The organism is Candidatus Poriferisodalis sp., assembly GCF_965262965.1.
GTDB lineage: Bacteria > Actinomycetota > Acidimicrobiia > Acidimicrobiales > Poriferisodalaceae > Poriferisodalis.
In genome coordinates this window covers 1,357,726-1,378,897 of the sequence record NZ_OZ253573.1, presented here as the reverse complement: position 1 = coordinate 1,378,897, position 21,172 = coordinate 1,357,726, and the positions used below count along the sequence as shown (strand labels likewise).

General features: G+C 66.4%; 16 protein-coding genes. 10 read left to right on the top strand and 6 right to left on the bottom strand.

The annotated features are described in order from the left end of the window. Positions 1–7: 7 nt before the first annotated feature. Positions 8–874: an alpha/beta fold hydrolase gene (locus ACQY5K_RS06600; RefSeq protein WP_428121221.1), complete on the bottom strand. Its 867-nt coding sequence runs from the start codon at positions 872–874 to the stop codon at positions 8–10. 87 nt (positions 875–961) lie between these two features. On the opposite strand from ACQY5K_RS06600, the gene ACQY5K_RS06595 reads away from it, so the two are divergent. Genes ACQY5K_RS06595 through ACQY5K_RS06585 form a run of 3 tightly spaced genes read left to right on the top strand, consistent with a single transcriptional unit; the run spans position 962 to position 4,607 of the window. After that, positions 962–2,449, top strand: a complete 1,488-nt coding sequence (locus ACQY5K_RS06595; protein ID WP_428121219.1) for a circularly permuted type 2 ATP-grasp protein — start codon at positions 962–964, stop codon at positions 2,447–2,449. Continuing rightward, positions 2,446–3,492, top strand: coding sequence for an alpha-E domain-containing protein (locus tag ACQY5K_RS06590; RefSeq protein WP_428121217.1), 1,047 nt, complete (start codon positions 2,446–2,448; stop codon positions 3,490–3,492). The genes ACQY5K_RS06595 and ACQY5K_RS06590 overlap by 4 nt, the downstream gene beginning before the upstream one ends. Next, entirely contained in the window at positions 3,489–4,607 is a 1,119-nt protein-coding gene (locus ACQY5K_RS06585; protein WP_428121214.1) for a transglutaminase family protein, read from the top strand. Before ACQY5K_RS06590 ends, ACQY5K_RS06585 begins: the two co-directional genes overlap by 4 nt. A 30-nt stretch (positions 4,608–4,637) precedes the next feature. On the opposite strand, the gene ACQY5K_RS06580 is transcribed toward ACQY5K_RS06585, so the two are convergent. Further along, positions 4,638–6,194, bottom strand: coding sequence for an acyl-CoA carboxylase subunit beta (locus ACQY5K_RS06580; RefSeq protein ID WP_428121212.1), 1,557 nt, complete (start codon positions 6,192–6,194; stop codon positions 4,638–4,640). 103 nt (positions 6,195–6,297) lie between these two features. Between ACQY5K_RS06580 and ACQY5K_RS06575 the strand changes: the two genes are divergently transcribed. Further along, positions 6,298–7,758 (top strand): aminopeptidase P N-terminal domain-containing protein, encoded by a 1,461-nt coding sequence (locus ACQY5K_RS06575; RefSeq protein ID WP_428121210.1) that lies wholly within the window; start codon positions 6,298–6,300, stop codon positions 7,756–7,758. Positions 7,759–7,793: 35 nt separating this feature from the next. Beyond that, entirely contained in the window at positions 7,794–9,128 is a 1,335-nt protein-coding gene (locus ACQY5K_RS06570) for an NAD(P)/FAD-dependent oxidoreductase (RefSeq protein ID WP_428121208.1), read from the top strand. Positions 9,129–9,222: 94 nt separating this feature from the next. Here the strand turns inward: ACQY5K_RS06570 and ACQY5K_RS06565 are convergent, their stop codons facing one another. From ACQY5K_RS06565 to ACQY5K_RS06555, 3 genes are all read right to left on the bottom strand, one after another. Beyond that, positions 9,223–9,567, bottom strand: a complete 345-nt coding sequence (locus ACQY5K_RS06565; RefSeq protein WP_428121205.1) for a hypothetical protein — start codon at positions 9,565–9,567, stop codon at positions 9,223–9,225. Between the two features lie 11 nt (positions 9,568–9,578). Then, positions 9,579–11,084 (bottom strand): cadherin repeat domain-containing protein, encoded by a 1,506-nt coding sequence (locus ACQY5K_RS06560; protein ID WP_428121203.1) that lies wholly within the window; start codon positions 11,082–11,084, stop codon positions 9,579–9,581. A 962-nt stretch (positions 11,085–12,046) separates the two neighbouring features. Beyond that, positions 12,047–12,814: an NUDIX hydrolase gene (locus ACQY5K_RS06555; protein WP_428122592.1), complete on the bottom strand. Its 768-nt coding sequence runs from the start codon at positions 12,812–12,814 to the stop codon at positions 12,047–12,049. An 81-nt stretch (positions 12,815–12,895) separates the two neighbouring features. Here ACQY5K_RS06555 and ACQY5K_RS06550 point away from each other — a divergent pair, with 81 nt between their 5' ends. Next, positions 12,896–14,251 (top strand): LLM class flavin-dependent oxidoreductase, encoded by a 1,356-nt coding sequence (locus tag ACQY5K_RS06550; RefSeq protein ID WP_428121201.1) that lies wholly within the window; start codon positions 12,896–12,898, stop codon positions 14,249–14,251. Here ACQY5K_RS06550 and ACQY5K_RS06545 read toward each other — a convergent pair. Beyond that, on the bottom strand, positions 14,248–16,230 hold the full coding sequence (locus ACQY5K_RS06545; RefSeq protein WP_428121198.1) for a polysaccharide deacetylase family protein: 1,983 nt from the start codon (positions 16,228–16,230) through the stop codon (positions 14,248–14,250). The genes ACQY5K_RS06550 and ACQY5K_RS06545 overlap by 4 nt on opposite strands. A 102-nt stretch (positions 16,231–16,332) precedes the next feature. Here ACQY5K_RS06545 and ACQY5K_RS06540 point away from each other — a divergent pair, with 102 nt between their 5' ends. The 4 genes from ACQY5K_RS06540 (at position 16,333) to ACQY5K_RS06525 (ending at position 21,121) form a co-directional block, all read left to right on the top strand. Continuing rightward, on the top strand, positions 16,333–16,902 hold the full coding sequence (locus ACQY5K_RS06540; protein WP_428121196.1) for a hypothetical protein: 570 nt from the start codon (positions 16,333–16,335) through the stop codon (positions 16,900–16,902). Between the two features lie 263 nt (positions 16,903–17,165). After that, complete coding sequence (locus tag ACQY5K_RS06535; protein ID WP_428121193.1) at positions 17,166–17,417, top strand: hypothetical protein; 252 nt, start codon at positions 17,166–17,168, stop codon at positions 17,415–17,417. A gap of 9 nt (positions 17,418–17,426) precedes the next feature. Continuing rightward, positions 17,427–18,434: a hypothetical protein gene (locus ACQY5K_RS06530; protein WP_428121191.1), complete on the top strand. Its 1,008-nt coding sequence runs from the start codon at positions 17,427–17,429 to the stop codon at positions 18,432–18,434. 98 nt (positions 18,435–18,532) lie between these two features. Further along, positions 18,533–21,121: a CaiB/BaiF CoA transferase family protein gene (locus ACQY5K_RS06525; RefSeq protein WP_428121188.1), complete on the top strand. Its 2,589-nt coding sequence runs from the start codon at positions 18,533–18,535 to the stop codon at positions 21,119–21,121. Positions 21,122–21,172 lie beyond the last annotated feature (51 nt).

Sequence of the window (21,172 nt, the reverse complement as noted above, 5' to 3'; positions counted from 1 at the left end):
CGCCCCGTCAGGCCGGGTGCTCGGCGATGTGGTCGAGCAGCAGTTCGGTGAACACGCCAGGTGCCTCGTCGGTGACGAAGTGGTTGACGCCCCGAAGTTCGGTGAAGCAGTACGGGCCGGTCACGAAGTCGGCGGTGTTCTCCGCGGCCATGCGGCCCACGGTGGCGTCCTCGTTCCCCCACACGAACATCGTGGGAACGTCGATCGCCGGCGCATCGGCGGACTGAATGCTCGACTGGCCCATCGCCCGGTACCAGTTCACGGCCGAATCCAGTGCGTCCCGATCGCCCAGCGTTGCCAAGTAGGCGTCGATGTCGGCTTCGGGCACAGCATTTCTGGCCATGGCTCGCCGCAGCGGACCGGCATTTTCGACCAGCAGCGCATCGGTCGCCTCGGGACGCTGGAACGCCGGATGGTGCCGGGACCGGTGTGGCTGACCTGGGTCGTCGCGCATCGCGAGCATGAACGCAGCGGGGTGCGGCCGCGAAATGACCGTCACCGAGATAACGCGCTCGGGATAGTGCGCTGCAATGAACCACGCCAGCGCACCGCCCCAGTCATGCCCCACGATGTGGAAGCGATCGGCGCCGAGCGAATCGGCGATTGCGAGCGCGTCGGCAACCAGCAATTCGGTGCGGTAGTTGTCGATGCCCTTGGGCCGGGCACCGGCTGAGTAGCCGCGCTGATCGGGGGCGCACGCCCGATAGCCGGCGGCTCCGAGCGCCTCGAGTTCGGCGCGCCACGTGTGCCGGGTCTGCGGGAAACCATGCAGCAGCAGGACCGCCGCGCCATCCGCCGGTCCCGCAAGATCCGCCGTGAATTCGAGGCCGTTTGCCTCGATTGAAGTGGTCGAGCGCGAGGTTGGTTCCGTCATAGAGGGAGCTGCCATCGTGGGATGTCCGCACAGCTTGCCCGGCTCAGATGGCGCGCCGCGATCTCATGACGCGCTATCCAATGTTGGATGGCGGAGTTGCACAGGCCTGATGCCGAGGCGCTTGCCTTTGACGAGGCGTTCGAGCGCGACGGCACGATCCGGCCGCTGTATGACGCGATCGTCAGCCGTTTCTCTGGCATGGACGCAGCCGAGCTGCGGCGCCGGGAACGCATCATCGAAGAGGAATTCCGTCGCCAGGGCATCACCTTCACGGTCTACGGCGATTCAAAGGGCACCGAGCGCACCTGGCCGATGGATCTGTTCCCGCGGCTCATTGCGGCCGCGGAATGGCGGGAGATCGAGCGGGGGCTGGCCCAGCGCGTCACGGCGCTCAACCGATTCTTGGCCGACATCTACACCGGTGAAGGGGCGGTCATGGCCGACGGCATCGTCCCCGGATGGCTCGTGAAGTCGTCGGAGGGATTCGAACGCAATGCGTTCGGCATTCGTGTGCCTCACGATGCGCATTGCGTGATCGCCGGCATTGACCTCGTGCGCGACGCCGAAGGCCGGTACCGAGTGCTGGAGGACAACCTGCGCAATCCCAGCGGGATCAGCTACGTCATCGAGAACCGGGCGGCGATGATCAAGGCGTTCCCCCGCCTTTGGGAGAATCACACAGTCGAGCCGGTGGGTCAGTACGGCAGGATGCTGCGCACGGCGTTGGAGTCGGTGGCGCCTCCCGGGGCCGGCGAGAAGCCGCTCATCGTGATCCTGACGCCGGGCATCTACAACTCCGCGTACTTCGAGCATGCGTTCTTGGCTCGTGAGATGGGTGTGGAGCTGGTGGAAGGCCCAGACCTCGTCGTGGATGAACATGTCGTTTACCTGCGCACCATCGAGGGCTTGGTGCCCGTCGATGTGATCTACCGACGAATCGACGATGACTTCTTGGACCCGGTTGCGTTTCGTCCCGATTCCGCCTTGGGCGTGCCGGGATTGCTAGGTGCCGTCCGTGCGGGCACCGTGACGGTGTGCAATGCGGTGGGCAATGGCGTGGCAGACGACAAGGCCGTCCATCCGTACGTGACGGACTTCATCCGCTATTACCTAGGCGAAGAGCCGATCCTGCCCAACGTCGAAACCTACGTGATGTGGGAGCCCGACCAGCGAGCGGAGGCGTTCGAACGCTTGGACGAAATGGTCATCAAGCCAGTCGGTGAATCCGGGGGCTACGGCATCCTCATCGGTCGCAACGCCACCGACGAAGAATTGGCGGATGCGCGAGCGGAGATCGAACGGGACCCGCGCAATTGGGTTATGCAGGAAGTGGTGGAGCTGTCGACGTTGGCCACCATGTGCGACGGCGAGCTGGAGCCGCGTCATCTCGACCTACGGCCCTTCGTGATTACCGGCGAGCGGACGCAGGTGTTCCCCGGCGGGCTCACACGAGTGGCGATGCGGAAGGGCTCGCTGATTGTGAATTCTTCTCAAGGGGGCGGTTCGAAGGACACGTGGGTGCTGGCGCCCGGTGCGGCGCCGAACGGCCCGGTGCGCCAGGAGCGGGGCGCATGATCCTGGCGCGACATGCCGATTCGATGCTGTGGGCGGGCCGCTACCTCGAACGGGCCGACACCATCGCGCGGTGCGTGTCGGTGGAGACCGACGCGGTCATGCACCGTCCGCCAACCGAAGCGCGGCTGGCGGCGCGCCGGCTGGTGCAGGCACTCGGGCTGCAGGACGAATTCGTGGCTGCCCGGGTCAGTACCGGGCCGTACGCGGTCATGGATTTCCTGGTCTCCGACGATTCGCATCCGGGCTCGGTGGCGTCGGCCGTGCAGGCTGTGCGAGAGAACCTGCGCATCGTGCGCGACCGCATCCCGGTGGAGCTGTGGGAAGAGGCCAACAGCTTGTACATCCTCATGCAGAGCGCCAAGGCGGTGAGCGCAGGAACCCGGGAGCAGACCGGCGGGGAAGTGTCTCGGATGTCGGTCATCACTGCTCGCCGGGGCTGCCGCTCGCTCAGCGGAGTGATGACCGAGTCGATGATGCGAGACGAGGGCTATGCCTTCCTGGAGGTGGGTCGGCTGCTGGAGCGCTCGATCTTGACCGTCGAGCTGTTGAAGTCGGGACTAGGGACCGGCAGCGATGTGTTCGACGGCAACCGGCTGCTGGCGTTCACCCATTCGCTGCAAGCGGCGCGCCGTGAGATCGGCCACTCGCCGAGCTGGGTCGCTGCGGCGCGATTCCTGCTGCAGCACGAGACCCTGCCGCGCTCGGTGCTGTGGTGCCTCGGACGAGTGGAGCAGCGCCTCGATGATCTCGCGGCGGCGGCCGGTGCGGTCGCGACACCGCGGCGGCGGGCTGGCGCCCTGCGAGCGCACCTCGAATACGGCGAACTCGACGCGGCTCTAGCGCACGAGCCTGAAGCCGAGCTTTCCGGGCTGGGCGCGGCGCTGGCAACTCTCGCCGCCGATGTGCACGCCAGCACAGTTGCCGGTTCCGGCTTGGCACAAGTGCATTCCCAGTTCGTCCGCCCCGGCCACGGCGTGGCGCACTCGCCGTCCCAGCAGGACCCGAAACCTCAGGACTCCAAGCCTCAGGACGACCGTTCATGAGGCTCGACATCGCCTACCGGTTGCACTTCCAGTACGAGCGGCCTGTCTCGGAGTCGCAGAACGAGATCCGCGCGCGCCCGCGCGATGACGCACGACAGCAGGTGATGTCGTACCGGCTGACCACGACGCCGGCGACTCGTGTGCTGCAGACCCGCGACTACTTCGGCACGACCGTCGACCATCTGGGCGTGCGTGCACCGCACGATGAACTGCTGGTGGTCGCAGAGGCCTCGGTGGAGACGACGCCGATCGAGGCCACACCCGGGCCGGTGAGCTGCGAGCGTCTGAGTGATCAGCACTTCGTGAACACCCAAATTGAGTACCTGGTGCCCTCGCGGCATGTGCAATGGGGTGATCTCATCGACGAGGTGGCGTCGTGGGCGGTTCGCTCGGCTGCCGATGACATCGGTGAGCATGTGCTTGCTGTCGTGCGGGCGGTGCCGACCGTTCTCGCGTACGAACGCGGCTCGACATCGATCGGGGTGACGCTTGAAGAACTGGTCGACGGCGGCCGCGGCGTTTGCCAGGACTTTGCCCATCTGGCCGTGGGAATGCTGCGCTGCGTCGGTATCCCGGCCCGCTACGTGTCGGGCTATCTGTTCGCGCTCGACGAGACCCAGCTCCCCGAGACTGATCCGGACGGTGCCAGCGACGGGAGCGATATGCATCCTGGAGACGGCTCCGGCGATGGAAACAGTTTCGGCACCGACCCGCTTGACATTCGCCGCAGAGCCGACGTGGACATGTTCGGTGCAGAGGCCGCAGGCGCAGCTCCGAGGGCCGTCTCAGTGCAGACGCACGCCTGGATCGAGGCCGCCGTACCCGGATTCGGCTGGTATGCACTCGACCCCACCAACGGCGGAACCGTCGGCGAGCGTCATGTGGTGATCGGCCACGGCCGTGACTACAACGATGTCCCGCCGGTGCGCGGCGTCTTCAACGGCGCAGCCGAGGCCAAGGTGGACGCCGAGGTCATCATTGCCCAGCCGACCGCGCCGTCCTCGATGGTCACTGAGCCGATCCGGCGTCAAACCCGGGTCGCTGTCAGCTCTGCGGCAGGCGTGGCGCAGCCCTCGGCTCACCCAGGCGACCCCCAGCAGCAACAGCAGCAGTAGCGCGCGCAGTGAAGTCGCATGATCGACGTGTCACCAGGGATCGATCGGATGCTTGCGGCCGTCGCGAGGCGGGCGTGGCGGCAAGGTTGCCAGCACCTTCGCGATCATGCTGCGGGTGTCTCCAGGGTCGATGATGTCGTCGAGCAGGAACGCACGGGCGAACTCCAGACCCGTATTGCGCTCCTTCCAATCCGCCACACGCATTGCGCGGATCTCTTTGCGCTCGGCGTCGTCGGCTGCGTCCTCGAGCTCATCGCGGTACACGATGTTCACTGCGCCCTCGAGGCCCATGCCGCCGAACTCGGCTGTCGGCCAGCCCACGATGATGTCGGGCGCCAGCGCATCGGACCCCATCGCGTAATACCCCAGCCCGTACGCCTTGCGCAGGATCACGGTCAGGATCGGCACGTCGGCTGCGCTCAGCGCCATCAGCGTTCTCGCGCTGTGGCGTACCAACGCGGTCGCTTCTGCGGCGGTCCCGATCATGAAACCGGGCGTGTCGCACAGGAACAGCAGTGGGATGTCGTAGGCGTTGCACAGCTCGACGTGACGAGAGAACTTCGCCGAGCCCTCGGCGTCGATTGCACCTGCACCGAACATCGGATTGTTCGCCAGCACGCCCACGACGTGTCCTTCGATGCGGCACAGTGACGTCGACAGGCAGCGACCGAAGGTAGGCCGCAATTCCATCACCGATCCCTCGTCGGCCAGCGTCGCCACGATCTTGCGCACGTCATAGGCACGCCGCGGGTTCTCGGGCACCATCGTGCGAAGCGGCATCTGGTCGGGAGCGGTCGCCGTCGACGGCGCAGCAATGTCGGTGAAGTACGAGAGGTACCGCCGTGCAGCGTCGAGTGCGCCGGCTTCGTCGTCGACCACGAGCTCGACTGTTCCGACACGTTCGTGCATCGACATCGGCCCCAGTTCTTCGGGCGTGAGCAGCTCGCCGGTCGCGGACATCACCAGCGGCGGCCCCGACAGCCCCAGCGTGGAAGACCGCGTCGCGATGACGACGTCCGACGTCCCGGCGATGTTGGCCTGGCCGGCGAAGCTGGGTCCCGACAGGATCGTGACGATCGGCACCAGACCCGACAGGCGGGCAAGCTGCACGAAGGTGGTGACCATGCCGCCGTCGTAGTGCAGCTCGCTGGCACGGGCGCCTCCGCCTTCAGACCAGAACACGATCGGCCAGTGATTCCGCTCGGCCACCTGCAACATCCGGTCCATCTTGCGGTGATTGCGCGGACTCTGGCTGCCGCCCATGACGGTGTAGTCGTACGTGAAGGCGCACACCGAGAGGCCATCCACGAGTCCTACGCCTGTCACGAGGCCGTCGGCCGGTGCGTCGCCCAGCGACCGCCGCTGGGGCTGCGCGAGCTGGCCGTATTCGACGAAGGTGCCGGCGTCGAACAGCGCCGCGATGCGCTCGCGCGCAGTCCAGCGCCCGCGGGCGTGCTGGCGGGCGATGGCATCTGGGCGTGCGTCATCGAGCGTGGCTTGCCGAGCGGCTTCAACCTTCGCGAGCAGCGGTGGGATCTCGTCGTCGCCGGGCGAAACAGCCACCTGCGGGGGAGTGGGATCAGTCACGCCCGCAGAACCTAGGTCGTCGAGCGACGCACTGTTCCAAGACCGGCCCAGCCCGACTCCAGACCCGCCTCGGGTCGGGTGCGCAGGCGTTAGGGTGCGCCGCGTGAAGCCTTCTGCTGAGGTACTGGAGGCACGGCGCGAGCGAGTGGCTCGGCGCTGGGAGCTGACCGACACAGTGGTGCTGCTGCGGGCCGGTGAGCCGGCGAACTGGCCGGGAACCGATCAGTTCTTCGCCTTCCTGCCGCATCCCGACGTGTCCTATCTGAGCGCCGTCGGCTCGCCCGGAACGACATTGGCCTACGACGCCGTTGCAGATACCTGGGAGCTGTTCGGTCCGCGGTTCACTCCCGAGCGTCTCGTCTGGGAGCAACCGCCGGTCGAAGTCGGCCTGCCGCTCGCCGAGCTTGACGGTTGGCTGGCCGAGCGCGGTGACCGAACCGTCATCGAGCTGGGTGCAGGTGCCGAATTGGCGGCGGCACCGCCCGCCGAGCCCGTCGTCTCAGGAGATTCCGCCGAAGCCCCGGCCCCTGTATCCGACGTCGGGCCGAATCCTGAAGCGGTAGCCGCGCCAGAAACCGAATCAGAATCGGACGACCATGCGACGGGCGACCAACCAACCGACGAGACGCCTGCTGCACGGGTGCTGCGATTGAGCGCGGGTCTCGCAATCGAGCGGATGGTCAAGGACGCTGCCGAAGTGGACGACATCCGCACCGCCGCTGCGGCCAGCGCGGCCGGCTTCGGCTGGGTCTACGAGCACGCGGCACCGGGCATGACCGAGCGCGAGATCCAGATCGGCATGGAAGCGCAGTTCTACGCGGCGGGCGCCCCGCGGGTGGCGTACGACAGCATCGTTGCCTCCGGCCCTCACGGCGCGTACCTGCACTACGTCTTTGCCGCGGACGACCCGCTGCGGCCGGCGACACGAACCGTCGAACCGGGCGACCTGCTGCTCGTCGACGCCGGCGCGCAGTACGGCGGGTACGCCAGCGACGTGACCCGCACCATGGTCGTGGGCGCCGAGCCCACCGACGAGCAGGAATTCTTGTGGAAGCTGGTGCTCAGCGCACAACAGCAGACCATCGACATGTGCCGCCCCGGCGTTCAGTGGCGAGAGGTGCACCTGGCGGCTGCGCACATCCTGGGCGCGGGCCTCGTCGAGATGGATCTGATGCGCGGCGACGCAGCCGAACTGGTGACATCGGGCGCGGTTGCGCTGTTCTTCCCTCACGGGCTCGGCCATCTGCTGGGTTTGTCGGTGCATGACGCCAGCGGCTTCCCGCCTGGCCACGAGCGCAGCTCCGACCCGCATCTGCGCTACCTGCGCACCGACCGTGGCCTCGAACCGGGGATGGTCACGACCGTCGAGCCCGGCGTGTACTTCATCGACGCCCTGCTCTGTGATGCTGCTCGACGCGAGAAGTTTGCCGAGAGCGTGGTGTGGGAGCGAGTGGACGAGCTGCGCGGCTTCGGCGGCATTCGCATCGAGGATGACGTGCTGGTCACCGACGGCGAGCCTGAGGTGCTCACCGCAGCGATCCCGAAGCCGATCCGCATCGGCTGAACAGGGCCCACCGGCGTGAAACCACAATGCAGGCTGTGGCCGGGGGAACGGCGGTGAATCCGAGCGAGCGGAGCTACGACGCGATTGTCATCGGAGCGGGCGTCATCGGCGCCTCGATCACCTGCGAGCTGGCGCGGCGTGGCTGGCGTGTCCTGAGTGTTGACCGCAATCCGGGTGCCGGCCAGGGCTCCACCAGCGCATCGTCGGCCATCGTGCGGTTCACTTATTCAACTCGGGCCGGCGTGGCGATGGCCTATGAGGGCCTGCAGTACTGGCAGCAGTGGCCGCAGCACACTGGGGTGTGCGACGAGGCCGGCTATGCCACATTCACCGAGTGCGGGATGGCGACGTTTCTGGGCGATGCCCAACACCACTTGCTGCCGGTGCCCCACTTCGATGCACTCGGCGTCCCCTACGAGATCTGGGACTGCGACGAGACGGTCGCACGGCTTGGGTCGCTCGACCTGTCCCGCTTCGGACCGCCTCGCCAGCTCGACGATCCCGAATTCTGGGCCGCGCCCACGTCGCAGCTGCTGGGTGCGTTGTGGTGCCCCGAAGGCGGGTACGTGGGCGATCCGCAGCTCGCCGCACACAACCTGCGGTTGGCAGCGGAGGCTGCCGGCGCCGAGTTCGGATTCGGTGCCACGGTCGTCGGCGTCGCTGGCTCCGGTCGCGCAGAGGGCGTGGTGTTGGCCGACGGCACTGAATTGGCGGCGCCGGTGGTAGTGAATGTCGCCGGCCCGCACAGCAGCGCGATCAACCGCCTTTCCGGGGTTCTCGAAGACATGTCGATCGCCACGCGCCCGCTGCGCAAGGAGGTGTATCATGTGCCGCCGCCGCCGGGCGTGGACTTCGAGCACGACGGCGTGGTGATGGGCGACGTCGACTGCGGCTGCTATGTGCGGCCCGAGGTGGGCAACAACATGCTCATCGGCTCGCTCGAGCTGGACGCGACTGACTTCGAGTGGCTTCGCAGCGACGAGATCGATGGGTGCTCGCAAGTTCTCAGTCGGGAGCAGTGGGAGACCCACCTGCTGCGATTCGCTCGGCGCATGCCGGAGCTCGGCCTGCCCCGCCAGCCGAGGGGAATTGTGGGTGTGTACGACGTGACAGACGACTGGATCCCGATCTACGACCGGACCTCGCTCGACGGCTTCTATGTGGCCATAGGCACGAGCGGCAACCAATTCAAGAATGCCGCAGTAGCGGGTCACTGCATGGCCGAGCTGATCGGCGCTGTCGAAGCCGGTCACGACCACGACGCCGAGGCTGTTGTGGTGACCGGCAAGCACACCGGCTTCGATATCGACATGGGCACGTTCTCGCGCCGGCGCGATCTCCACGGCTCGTCGATGTCGGTGCTCGGCTGATGCCGGGCACCCGTGTGACAGCGCTCGGCGAACGCGGAGGGGCGCCGATCCTGCGCTCGGGGGACTACAAGCGCAGGATCGGCGCCGGTGGTGCCTAGCTAGGGCGATGAATCGTGTACAGGTCCTCCAAGTCCAGTACCGACAGGTCGTAGGTGCCGATCTCGTAGTGCGATCCGGCTACCTGAATGAAGTAGGCGCCTGTGGCCGGGGTCACCATCACGAGACGGGCTTCGAGGTACGAGTCGCCGCCGTCGCCGGCGAAATGGATGCGTTGGCCGTCGGCGTCGTGCAGCCACAGGTAGGAGTCCCGCAGGGTGCCCACTTCGCTGCCCTCGCCCCGAACGTCGATCTGGTACCGCCGTCCGCCTTCCAGCTCGACTCGGAACCAGTCCTTGTCGCCGGCAAGATCGATCGCACCCCGCACAGCAGTGCCGATCACCCACGAATCGTTCACGTACACGGCTGCGGAGGTCGACCGGCCAGCTGGCACGTCACCCTCTGGAAGCGGGTATCCCAGACTCCGGGTGGCACAGCCGTGTAGTCCCGGACACGCAATCGGTAGTCGCCGGTGCCATTGTCGGAGCCGATCGTGATCAGGTAGCGCCCATCGGCCTGAGGCCCGAGCCAGCGGCTGGCTTTCCAACCGGGGCGCTGCCAGCACTCGCGTGAGTTGGGCCGAGGCACGTCGGGTGTCTCCGCCCAGGCCACGCCGTGGATGCAGTTGAAGATGCCCGAACCGTTTCGGTTGCGCATCTCGACGAAGTAGCGGTGCCCGGCCTCGACGTCGATGGCGAAGGTGTCGCGGTCGCCGTGGGTGTTGATCTTTCCTTCGAACTCGTCCACGAAGTACCCGTAGTTGTTGAACTCGAACGTCAGCGACTCAACCCCGGGCACGTCGTCGGGCGGCAGGTCGATCTCGTGGACTTCGACGTCCCAGCTGAGGGGACCAGTCGCAAACCCGAAGTAGAACCAGCCCATGTCGCCCACTTCGATGTAGTGAGTGCCGGTCTCCGCCGGCCGGAAGTTGATGTAGCCGCTGGTGTTGGAGGTGCCGTAGGGGTTGCCGTCGAACGAGTGCGATCCGGTGATCAGTTCGCCGTCGGATTCATACATGCCGGCAATGTAGATCGGGCGATTGCGGTCAGTCGAGGTGAAGGTGCCTTCGATGCGGTACGCCTGTCCGGCCACGAGATCCACCGCCACCCAGTCGGCGTCATCCTTGCCGCAGAAATCGTCGCTCACGCTGCCGCCAACCGTCACGCTGAGGGGCGTCGAAGCATCCGCAACGGTGTCGGGATGCGTCGGGCAGTAGTCCGGGGGCGGCCAAGGTGGTTTGGGTGGATCCGGGGGCTCACCGTCGTTGTCGGCGATCACGATTCTCAGCTGATCCGAGGGCAACGTGACCCCGAGACCGCCGGGCGCGAACTCGGCCACGATGTTGAATGTTTCCGATTCCTCGATTGCCTCGTCGTCGACGATGACCACCGAGACCACGCCGCTCGCCTCGTAGAAGCCTGACTCGGCCAACTCAAAGCTGCCGACGGGCAACAGGACCTCGGCCGAGAGCGCCCCGTAGTCATCTGGGCTGGTTGCCGTGTCCCCTCTGCTCGACGCCGAGAATGGCCGGCCCTCGTACTCCACGCCGCCGGCTGTGTAGGTGCCCGGCGGTCGATTGTCGTCCACTTGCACGGTGATTGGCAGCTCGACGGTCCCGTCACCCTCGTTGACGTCGGACAGGGTCGCCTCGACCATGGCGCCCTCTTCGGGGTCCATCGGCGCAATCTCCACCAAGCCAGGCTCATCCACATTGGTGACGGTCACTGTGACGTTCGTCTCGCTTGAGCCGCCGATGTCGTCGGAGGCAGTGACGGCGAGCGTGTACTCGGCTTGTGTCTCGAAGTCAAGCGCTCCTGAGACCCTGAGAGTGTCGGTCTCGGCGTCGACCTCAAACGGCAAGCTGTCGCCGACGTCGAGCGGCTCCGCGAGGGGGACTCGAAGTACACGACGAACGTCTCGCCAGGTTCGTTGTCGCTGTCGTCGATGATCTCGATCACCATCTCGCCGGTGAGCGTGTAGTCACCGGAGGCGTCCACGGTGAACGAACCGACGTCCCAGGAATAGAGGCAGGATTGGTAGACGAAATCTGTGGTCGCATCAGTTGTCACCGGAGTCGTCGTGAGCAAGAACGCCACACCCTCGTGGATCCCGTCGCCGCTCGTGAAGGTCCCGGGCGGATTGCCGTCATGCACCCGGATGAAGAACGGCACCGTGACGGTGCCCTCGGGCTCGACGACGAGGTCGTTCACGACGGGGTATTCGAAGGCGTGGGAGGACTCGCCAGCGGGGATCGTCTCGGTGAAGGATTGTTCGATTGCGTCGGTGAACACCACACCGGTTTGCCGGTAGTCGAGTTTCACCTCCAGATCGACGGCCGGCACCGGGCTGGCGTGGAGCGTGAAGCTCATGGGGCCGTCGGGTTCGTTGTGAGTCGTTGCTCCGGCCGTGATCGTGACGGTGGGAACCACCTCTTGCATGGCAACGTTGTCAGCCGCGCCAGCGGGCGGTGTGGGCAGGAAGAGCACCAGCAGCAGAGCGCTCGCTCCCACGAGCAACCGGCTAGCTGGAGCCCTGTTTGTGATCATTTTGCAGTCCCCCTGTCATGGTTTTGTAATGAAACGTCCGACGCGTCCTTTTCGTTCCATCTTCAGGAGGGCTTTGAATTCCAGAGAAATCTCGGAGGAATCCGACGGTATTACAGTCAGTGTCCGTAATTGCTCTGGCTCTTGTTGTGAGCTGTCGTGGATCTCGTGCCGATTCGACCCACTCGAATATGACGGATTTATGACAGCTCACGCCAGGCGCTGTGCCTGTCGGTTCGCCCGGTTATCGCCAGGCGCTGGGTCTGATGGTTCGCATGGTCAAGACCATGCGAACACCGGCTGCTCCAGCTCGTCGACTCGGGTGTTGTGGCCGTCGTAGGCGACTGCTCGGAACTGGTAGAGCACCGCTCCGGTCGGGGCGTGAATGAGGTCGCCGCCGATGGGCACCTGCACGACGGGCCGGTCGCTCTCGGGGATCTGCACGAAGCGCGGCGAGTCGGGGCGGGTGAGCTCGCCCAGCGAGACGCGGTGCACGGACGCCACCTCAGCGGGATTCGCGACGGGCTCCCGGTCACCGGACAGCCAGAACACGAACGGGCTGATGACATAGCCAGAGCGAGTCGGGTAGTCGTCGAGTCGGCCGAGCAGGTCGTCGACGGTCAGGTCGAGGCTGACTTCCTCGCACGATTCGCGCATCGCAGCTTCCAGCGCCGTCTCGCCAGCGTCGATGCGGCCGCCCGGCAGGGCCCACTGGCCGCGGTGCCCGCGAAGGTTCGATCCCCGCCGGGTCAGCAGCACCGATGCACCGCCGGCGGTGCCTTCGACGTCTCCGGTGAGCGTGGGATCGTCGGCGGCCCCGGGGATGTCTTCAAGCAGGGCTCGGCGCTGGTCGGCGTTCAGTCCGCCGACCAGCGGGTCGGCTCCGTGCAGCTCGGCGTCGCTGTCGAGCACGATGACCGCCACGGCGGCCCGCTTGCGGCCTTCGCTGTCGTGATGCCGGACGTCATGACCGGCGAGGTTGTGGGCCAGCCGGTCGCGCAGCGCACCGTCGTGGGCGATCTCGGCGGGTCCGTTCGAGGGCGGCATCGCCGCAGAGTCTGGCACCGTCACGTCGTCGAGACAGCGGACCGACACGGCAAAGCCGGCGACTCTCTACCATCGCTGGGCGTGAGAACGCAGCGTCAGATCGTGCTGGTTGGATTCCTGCAGGCGCAGAACTGCACGACGATCCCCGCCGCGTGGCGGCATCCCCACGCACGTCACGACGTGACCAGCTTCGACTACTACCGCCACATCGGCGGCGTGCTCGAGGCGGGCTGCTTCGATCTCGGCTTCTTTGACGACCGGCTCGCGATGCCCGACATGTTCGGCGGCGATCACCGGCACACCGTCGAGGCCGGCATCCGCTGCGTGAAGCTGGACCCGGTCACGGTGCTGACTGCCATGGGCATGTCCACGAGCCGGCTCGGCCTCGGCGCCACCTACTCGACGACGTACTACGAGCCCTTCCACGTCGCCCGTGTCTTTGCCACGCTCGACCACCTCACCGGCGGACGAGCTGCGTGGAATGTCGTCACGTCGGTCAACGACAACGAAGCCCGCAACATGGGCCTCACCCACGCTCCAGCGCACGACGAGCGCTACGACCGAGCCGACGAGTTCATGGAGGTGGTCCACGGCCACTGGGACACGTGGGAGACCGACGCCATCGCTGCGGATCGCGAAACGGGCCTGTACGCGCACGGTGATCGCGTACACCGGCTGGACCACGAGGGCCGCTGGTACTCGTCGCGAGGCCCGTTCACCGTGCCGCGCACGCCCCAAGGCCATCCGGTGATCATCCAGGCGGGCCAGAGCGGGCGGGGCACTGCTTTTGCCGCACGCTGGGGGGAGCTGCTGTTCGTGAGCCACGTGCGGCTCGACTCTGCCGTCGAGCACTACGCAGCGGTGAAGTCCCAGATCGCCGAGCTTGGCCGCGACCCCGACCAGGTCAAGATCACGAACCTGACGTTTCCGGTGGTGGGCCACACGATGGCAGAAGCCGAGGATCGGCGCGCTGCCTACGACGAGCTGCCGACGCTTGTCGACGACCTCTCTCTGCTCTCAGAAGGACTCAACTTCGACTTTGCCAGCCGCGACCTCGACGAGCCGCTGTCCGATGACGATCTCGACGCCATGACCGGCATCCAGGGCATCCGCAATCAGGTGCTGGCGATCACCGGGCGTTCCAACCCGACCGTGCGTGACTTCGTGCGGGTGTCGGGGCGGGGCCGCCTCGCCCATCCCACCGTGGGCGGGCCCACCGAGCTGGCCGACTATTTCGAGGAGTGGTTCACCGAGCAAGCCGTCGACGGTTTTGTCATCGCAGGCACCCACATGCCCGGAGCCTTCGAGGATTTTGTCGAGCTGGTGATTCCCGAGCTGCAGCGCCGCGGTCTGTTGCGCACCGAATACGGCGGCACCACCCTGCGCGACCACATCGGGTTGGAGGTTCCCGCCCCCGGCACGTGGCGCTTGGGCTAGGCGAGCGTGCTGCGAGCGTGGGCCGCGAGGCTCGCCGCAGACGCTGAGTGGATTCCGCCGAGCCCGTTGATGTGGCTGAGGGCGCCATCGAGCACCGGCGTTCGGAATGGCTGGCCGGCCAGCCACGGACGCAAGGTCAGCATGAGCAGGCGGCTGCCCGCGGGGTGTTCGAGTCCGTCGCGGTACATGCGTGCTGCGGCGCCCGTGATGATCTCGCGCCAGCCGTCAAGCGTCGCCCGGCGGTGCCAAAGCGCGAACTCGTCATCGGCTTCGAGGAATAGCGGCAGCGACACCATCGCAGGCGTGCCCGGCTGGGGTGCCACTCCGTCCAGCACGCCGTCGGTCGTCATCAGGTAGGGCTGCTCGTCGTTGGGCCAGTCCAGCACACAGTCGACGCCGGCCTCGGCCAGCAGCGCCGGGGTGCGGAACGACTCGACACCTTCGGCGGAGAACCACGTGGTCGGCCGCATCCCGGTCGCGGTCTCGATGGCATCGAGGCTCTCAGCGGTCGCTGTTCGCTCGTCAGCCTCGGAGTCCTTCGAGGTGATGAGCCGGGTCGCTGCGATGCCCCGCGCAGCAATCTCGCATCCTCGTTCGACGAGGTGGGACGCCAGCCAGCCGTAGTGCTGTGCTGTGAGCGCATCCATCGCCACCGTCGCGGCAATGCTGTGCCGTTCGAGGGTGTCGAGCAGGCGGAAGATGCCGACTCGGTGGCCGTACTCGCGGATCGTGAGCTGGGGGTAGTCGGGCGCGGGCAAGCGCGCCAGCCCGCCGCTGCGACGTCGTAACGAGTAGGCGTCTGGCGGCGGTTCCCATTCGACGTGCTCGAGAACGATCACCGCGCCGACCGCGAGGGGGCTGCCGTTCGGCCATTCGAATCGGGGACGGCCCGGCAGCGGCGACCAGTCGTAGTACGGGTGGTCCATGCCGTGCTGGAGATGGGCAGGGCCAAACTCGTAGGGGGCCTGCAGCGGTGCTGCGGGGCGTGGGCCCGGGGCTGAGGCTGCCGCAATGCGCGGTCGCGATTGCGGCGGATCCGGCGGCTCCGGGTCGTGAGCGGCGAAGTCGTCGTAGTGATGGTCGATGAAGTGCTGTGCGATCTGGCTAGCGGTGGTCTGCCACACGTCGTCGTGGCCCATCAGGTACTCGAGCATTGCTGCGAGCCCGTCGACTCGATGCGGCATCCCCATCAGGTACGGATGCAGCGCCACGCACATCACCCGGCCGCCGGCGCCGTCGTCGGCTTCGCGGCGCAGCACATCGATCTGTGTTCGTGCCATGGCCACGAAGTCGTCGGTGTCGTGGTGCTGGGTGAACACCGGCACGTCGTTCAGCTCCATCGAATATGGCACCGACACGAGCCGCTGACCGCTCCGAGTCGCCAGCGGCACCGGCTGGTCGTCGTGGAACCAGTCGGCGTGGTAAATCAGCCCGGCTTCGGCCATGAGGTCTGGCGTGAGGGCCGAGTTCGACACCGCCGGGCCGAGCATGCCTCGCAGCTGTTGGCCGGCGTGGCTGCGCAGCGCCTCGATGCACTCGATGTAGAACGCCCGCTCGGCGGTCTCGTCGATCGAGGAGATGTAGCGGGTGTTGTAGATGCCGTGGGACATGATTTCCCACCCGCGTTCAACCATCGCTGCGCCCACCTCGGGGTAGTGGTCGAACACGGCGAGGTTCGTCGAGGCCGTGCCGACCACGCCGTAGCGGTCGAGCACATCGACCATTCTCCAGAAGCCGACTCGGTTGCCGTAGTCGCGGTAGCCGTATCCCTGCACATCGGGGTGCGGCGACCGGGTCCACGTGTTGCGCTGGGGGTCACGCGGCGGCAGATACTCGTAGTGCTCGACGTTCGGTGCGATCCACAGCGCGACGCGGGCATCGTTCGGCCAGCGAACCCGAGGCCGGTCCACGATCGGCAAGTACGCCACGCGATGCGGCGGCAGGCTTCCCTGCAGCGGAGCGATCAGCCCAGGTTCCATGCGCCGAAGCTAGGTCAGCCGCAGGCCTGCACGCCCGATCTCGCGCTGCTGGACCGATCTAAGACCTGCTCGTGGACGACGACTAGACTCGCAATACTGCCAGTGTGGCCACGACGAGCGCCCCCGCCGTGGGGCGGTGCGTCGTGGTCCAGTGAACCCCGGCCCGGCCAGCTCCGGCGGAATCCAGAGCTGGTACGCGACACGTTCGAACTGGTCGGACGTCGGTGGCGCGATCTCGGTGAGTTCGCGATCGTTGGCGCGGCAGGCCTTCTCGTCGCGTTCGTGCTGTTATTCCTCGGCCTGAACGCACTCTTCGGCGGCGAGTTCTTCTCGAAGGTCGAGGAACTGTCGAGCCCAGCGATGGACTCTGCCGATGAAATGAACGCGTGGCTGGAGTCTTTCGACGTGACCCAGACAACCACTGCGGTAGTGCTGCTGTTTCTGTTCCTGTTCGGTGTCCTGGTTGGTGTTGCCATCGGCCTCGCAGCCTGCGGAGGCTGCGCACTGATGTATCTGATCGACCCTGCGCTGAGCATCTTGTGGGCGCTGATGGTATTGCCATTCTTGATCGTCTTCGCGCCGCTGGTGCCGATTCTGATGGTCATGGCATGCGTCGAGCCAAAGCTGCCCACGCCTCGGCGGTGGCGTACCTGCTCATGTACGCCGACCTGACCGCACGGAATCGTCCGCCCGCAGAACCGGAGCTGTCGACGTAGCGCCAAGTCGTTCCGTTTGCGCATCGGTATGACCCGAAGGGGTGTTGGCTAGTTTCGCCGCGTGCCTGATCGGGAGCCGCCGCCGACAATCCGGCAGATCCCGCGTCTGATCCCGCGAGCGGTCGAGCCGACAGCCACTGAAGCGCCCACGTCCCCGGAGCCTCCAAAGTCCCAACCCGCACCTCAGACGTCGCTGCCCCGCCGGCACCCGTGTGGTGGTTGGCCGGCATCCTGCTGAACAATGAGCAGTTCGAGGGGTTCCTGTGGATGTGGTTCGCCGCCAACTTGGTTGCTTACTCGCTGCCGTGGGGGTTAGGGGTGACGGTCGTTCCGCTCACGAACGTGGTCATCGTGGTCGCGTACACGCTGATGTATGTGGATGTGGCGGAAGTGGGTGCAGATCCGCCCGCGCCGAACGATCGATGGACGCGGTGGCAGCAGTGGCAGTCAGGTCAGACCGCGCCGCCGTAGCATCGCGCCGTGGCCGACGATGACAGTGGGCGCCCTCGACCGGCGATGCCGCCTGACGGCGAGGATTGGCGGCCGGACTATGCACCGCCGCCCGGCGGCGGGTACTCGTCCGGCAGCATTCCATCGCCCCACCGGCGTATTCCCGATTTGTTCAATGACACGTTCAACCTGGTCGGCAGGCGGTGGCGCGATCTTGTCATCATCGCCATCGTCTTGGCCGCAGTCACAGTGCTCTCGCTGGTGCCGTTCACCCTCGGCGGCAACATCTTGTCGAGCGAACTGGTCGACACCGACGAGTTCGAGGCGCTGACCGTCGATTCGACTGAGGCGGACGACATCTCTGACGAATCAGACGATGCGTTCGGCGACTGGGTCGATTCCATCGACAGCGACCGCCTCGGCAGCGGCGTTGCACTCATTTTCCTCGGGCTGCTCGCCTCGCTGCTGGCGTGGGCGCCCACGGTCGCATTCGCGCTGGTCGCCCTCGACGATGTCGAGGGCCGTCCGACGGTGGTGAGTCGCGCTTTGCTGACCGGCCTCGTTCGGGTTCCAAAGCTCCTGCTGCTCGCCATCATCTACGTCGTCGCGCTCGCGGCGGCAGTGTTCGTCTTGGCCATCGCCCTCGTCGTTGGCTACGGCATCCATCTGGCGCTCGGCGTGATCTTGACGATCGCGTTCGCCGCGGCATTCTTGGGCCTGCTCCTGCTGCTCGTGCCGTTGGTCCAGCTGCACTTCACCATCGCGTTTGTCGAACCTGGCTTCCCGTCGCGCGGCCGCTGGTGGACGTTGATGAGGCGCGCACTGCCCGGCACCTGGGGACGCTCGGCGCTGGTCCTGGTCATGTCCACCGGGGTTCTGTGGGTGCTGGGGCTCAGCATGTTTACGCTGCCCTATGCCTACGGCAGCTTTATCGTCAACGTTCTGTTCAGCCCGATAGTGGGGGCTCTGACGACGATCGCATACGTCCTCATGTACGCAGACCTCACGGGCCGCGGCCGGCCATCCCTGCCGGAATAGCGTTCGCCGCACGGATCGGGCGAGAGCGACGCCACACGCCCGGCGCAGTCGAATTGCCAGCGGCAAGAGGCCAGTGGCGGGCGTGCTGAAATGTTCCCATGAGTGAGGCACCGGGAGAGCAGATACATACGGCATCAGCGGGCGGCACGAGCGACGGGGGCTCCGTGCTGGGCGGCTACCGCGTCATCGACCTGACCGACGAGCGGGGGCACCTCGCTGGGGCGATCTGGGCCCAGATGGGCGCTGATGTGATTGCGATCGAACCGTCGGAGGGCTCGTCGGCTCGACGACTCGGGCCCTTCGCCGGCGACGTGCCCGACCAGGAGCGCTCGCTGCACCACTGGTCCTACAACCGCGGCAAGCGCAGTGTGGTGCTTGACCTCGGCAACGCAGCGGACATCGAGCGACTCAAGGCGCTCATCGCCGGCGCGGATGTCGTGTTCGAATCGTTCGATCCCGGCGAGGCGGAGGCACTGGGCCTCGGCCGCGACGCGCTCGCAGAGCTGAACCCCGCCCTTATCCACGTCTCGATCACGCCGTTCGGCAGCGACGGCCCGAAGGCCAACTGGGCCGTGTCTGACTTGGCGCTGCAGGCCTCCGCGGTGAACATGGCCATCACCGGCGACAAGGACAGGTCTCCGTTGCGGGCCGGCGGCACGCTCCCGCAGGCGATGCACAACGCAGCCTCCGAGGGAGCCGGTGCCGCACTCATTGCGCTGTGGGATCGCCAGACCCGCTCGGGGCTCGGCCAGCACGTCGACATGTCCGCACAGCAGTCGATGAGCCAGGCATGCATGTCGTCAACGCTCAACACGTCGCTCAACGCCTCCGTGACAAAGCGGATCGCGGGCGGCGCCAGCCTGCAGGGGATCGACATTCAGCTCATGTGGCCGTGCGCCGACGGCCATGCCTCCGTGACGTTCCTGTTCGGGCCCGGATTCAGCGCCTTCACCCGGAACCTCATGGCATGGGTGCACGAGGAAGGATTCTGCGACGAGGCCACTCGGGACAAGGACTGGGCCGAGTACGCCATGATGCTGCTCGACGGCCGCGAACCCGTCTCGGAATACGAACGAATCAAGGGCATTCTCACCGATTTCTTCGCCACCAAGACGAAGGCTGACTTGCTGGATGCGGCCATGACCCGACGTGTGCTCATCACCCCGGTGTGGTCGACGGGCGAGGTGTGCGACAGCGAGCAGCTGGCGTTCCGCCAGTACTGGGAGGACGTCGACCACAGCGATGTCGTGCTTGACGCCGGCGCGGGCTCATTCGATCCAGCGGCGGTGCGCTATCCGGGCGCTTTCGCGAAGTACTCCGAGACCCCGCTCGCCAAACTGGGCCGTCCCCCGCGACTCGGCGAGCACACCGACGAGGTGCTGGCTGAACTCGATGCTGCGGGCGCTGCCAGAACCCCAAGTGTTCCGATCTCGGTGCGTGACGTTGCCGATGCCGCCTCGATCACGGCGCCGCCGCTCGAAGGCGTGAAGATTCTCGACTTCATGTGGGCGATGGCTGGTCCTGCGGCTTCGAGAGTGCTGGCCGACTATGGCGCCGACATCATCCGTGTCGAGTCGGCCAACAAGCTCGATGCAGTGCGTTCAATCCAGCCGTTCCACAACGATGTCGGCGATCCAGACGGAGCGGGCCTGTTCAGCAACCTGAACGCAGGCAAGCGCGGCTTGGCGCTCGATATGTCGAAGCCCGAAGCGCTCGAGGTCATCTGGGATCTCATCGACTGGGCCGACGTGATCCTGGAGTCGTTCTCGCCCAAGGCCATGGCGGGATGGGGCATGGGCTGGCCCCAGATTCACCAGCGGCGGTCCGACGTGGTGATGGCTTCGAGCTGTCTCATGGGCCAGACCGGGCCGCTTGCGAAGCTGGCCGGATTTGGCACTATGGCCGCGGCGATCTCGGGGTTCTTCTACCCGGTTGGGTGGCCCGACCGGGCGCCGGCTGGGCCGTTCGCTGCCTACACCGACTACACCTCGCCACGCTGGCTGGTGGCTGCGGTGATGGGGGCGCTAGAGCACAAACGCCGGACCGGCCGGGGACAGTACGTGGACATGTCGCAGGCCGAAGCTGCGCTGCACTTGATGGCACCGGCATTGCTTGAGCGCACCACCAATGGGCGCATCTGGGAATCGGCGGGCAATCGGGACGTTGTGTTCGCCCCCCAAGGTGCGTACCAGACCGCAGCGGGAGGGCCCTCAGGCGACGACTACGACGACAACTGGATCGCCATCTCTTGTGTGAATGACGGCCAATGGGCGGCTTTGGCGGGGGCGATGGGCCACAGCGAACTGGCGTCGCTGAGCGTCGCCGAGCGCCATGCACGCCACGACGAGCTCGACGAGGTCATCTCGGCGTGGACCTGTGGCCGAGACGGCTACGAGCTGATGGCCGAATTGCAAGCAGCTGGAGTCGCCTCCCACATCGTGCAGAACTCGCCGGAGTTCACCATCGACCCGCAGATCGTGCACCGTCGGCACCTCGTCGAGGTGGGCCACGGCAAGCAGGGCACTACGACGGTCGAGAACACCCGGTTCGTGCTCTCTCGCACCCCGGCGCAGGTGACCTACGGCGGCCCTTGCCTCGGCGAGCACAGCTTTGAGGTGTTGACCGAGACGCTCGCTTACGACGGCGACCGCATCGCCGAGCTGGCCATGGCGGAACTGCTGGAGTAGCGCACTCGGCACTTCGCACAGGGCGACGCACGCCAATCCGAACAACACGGC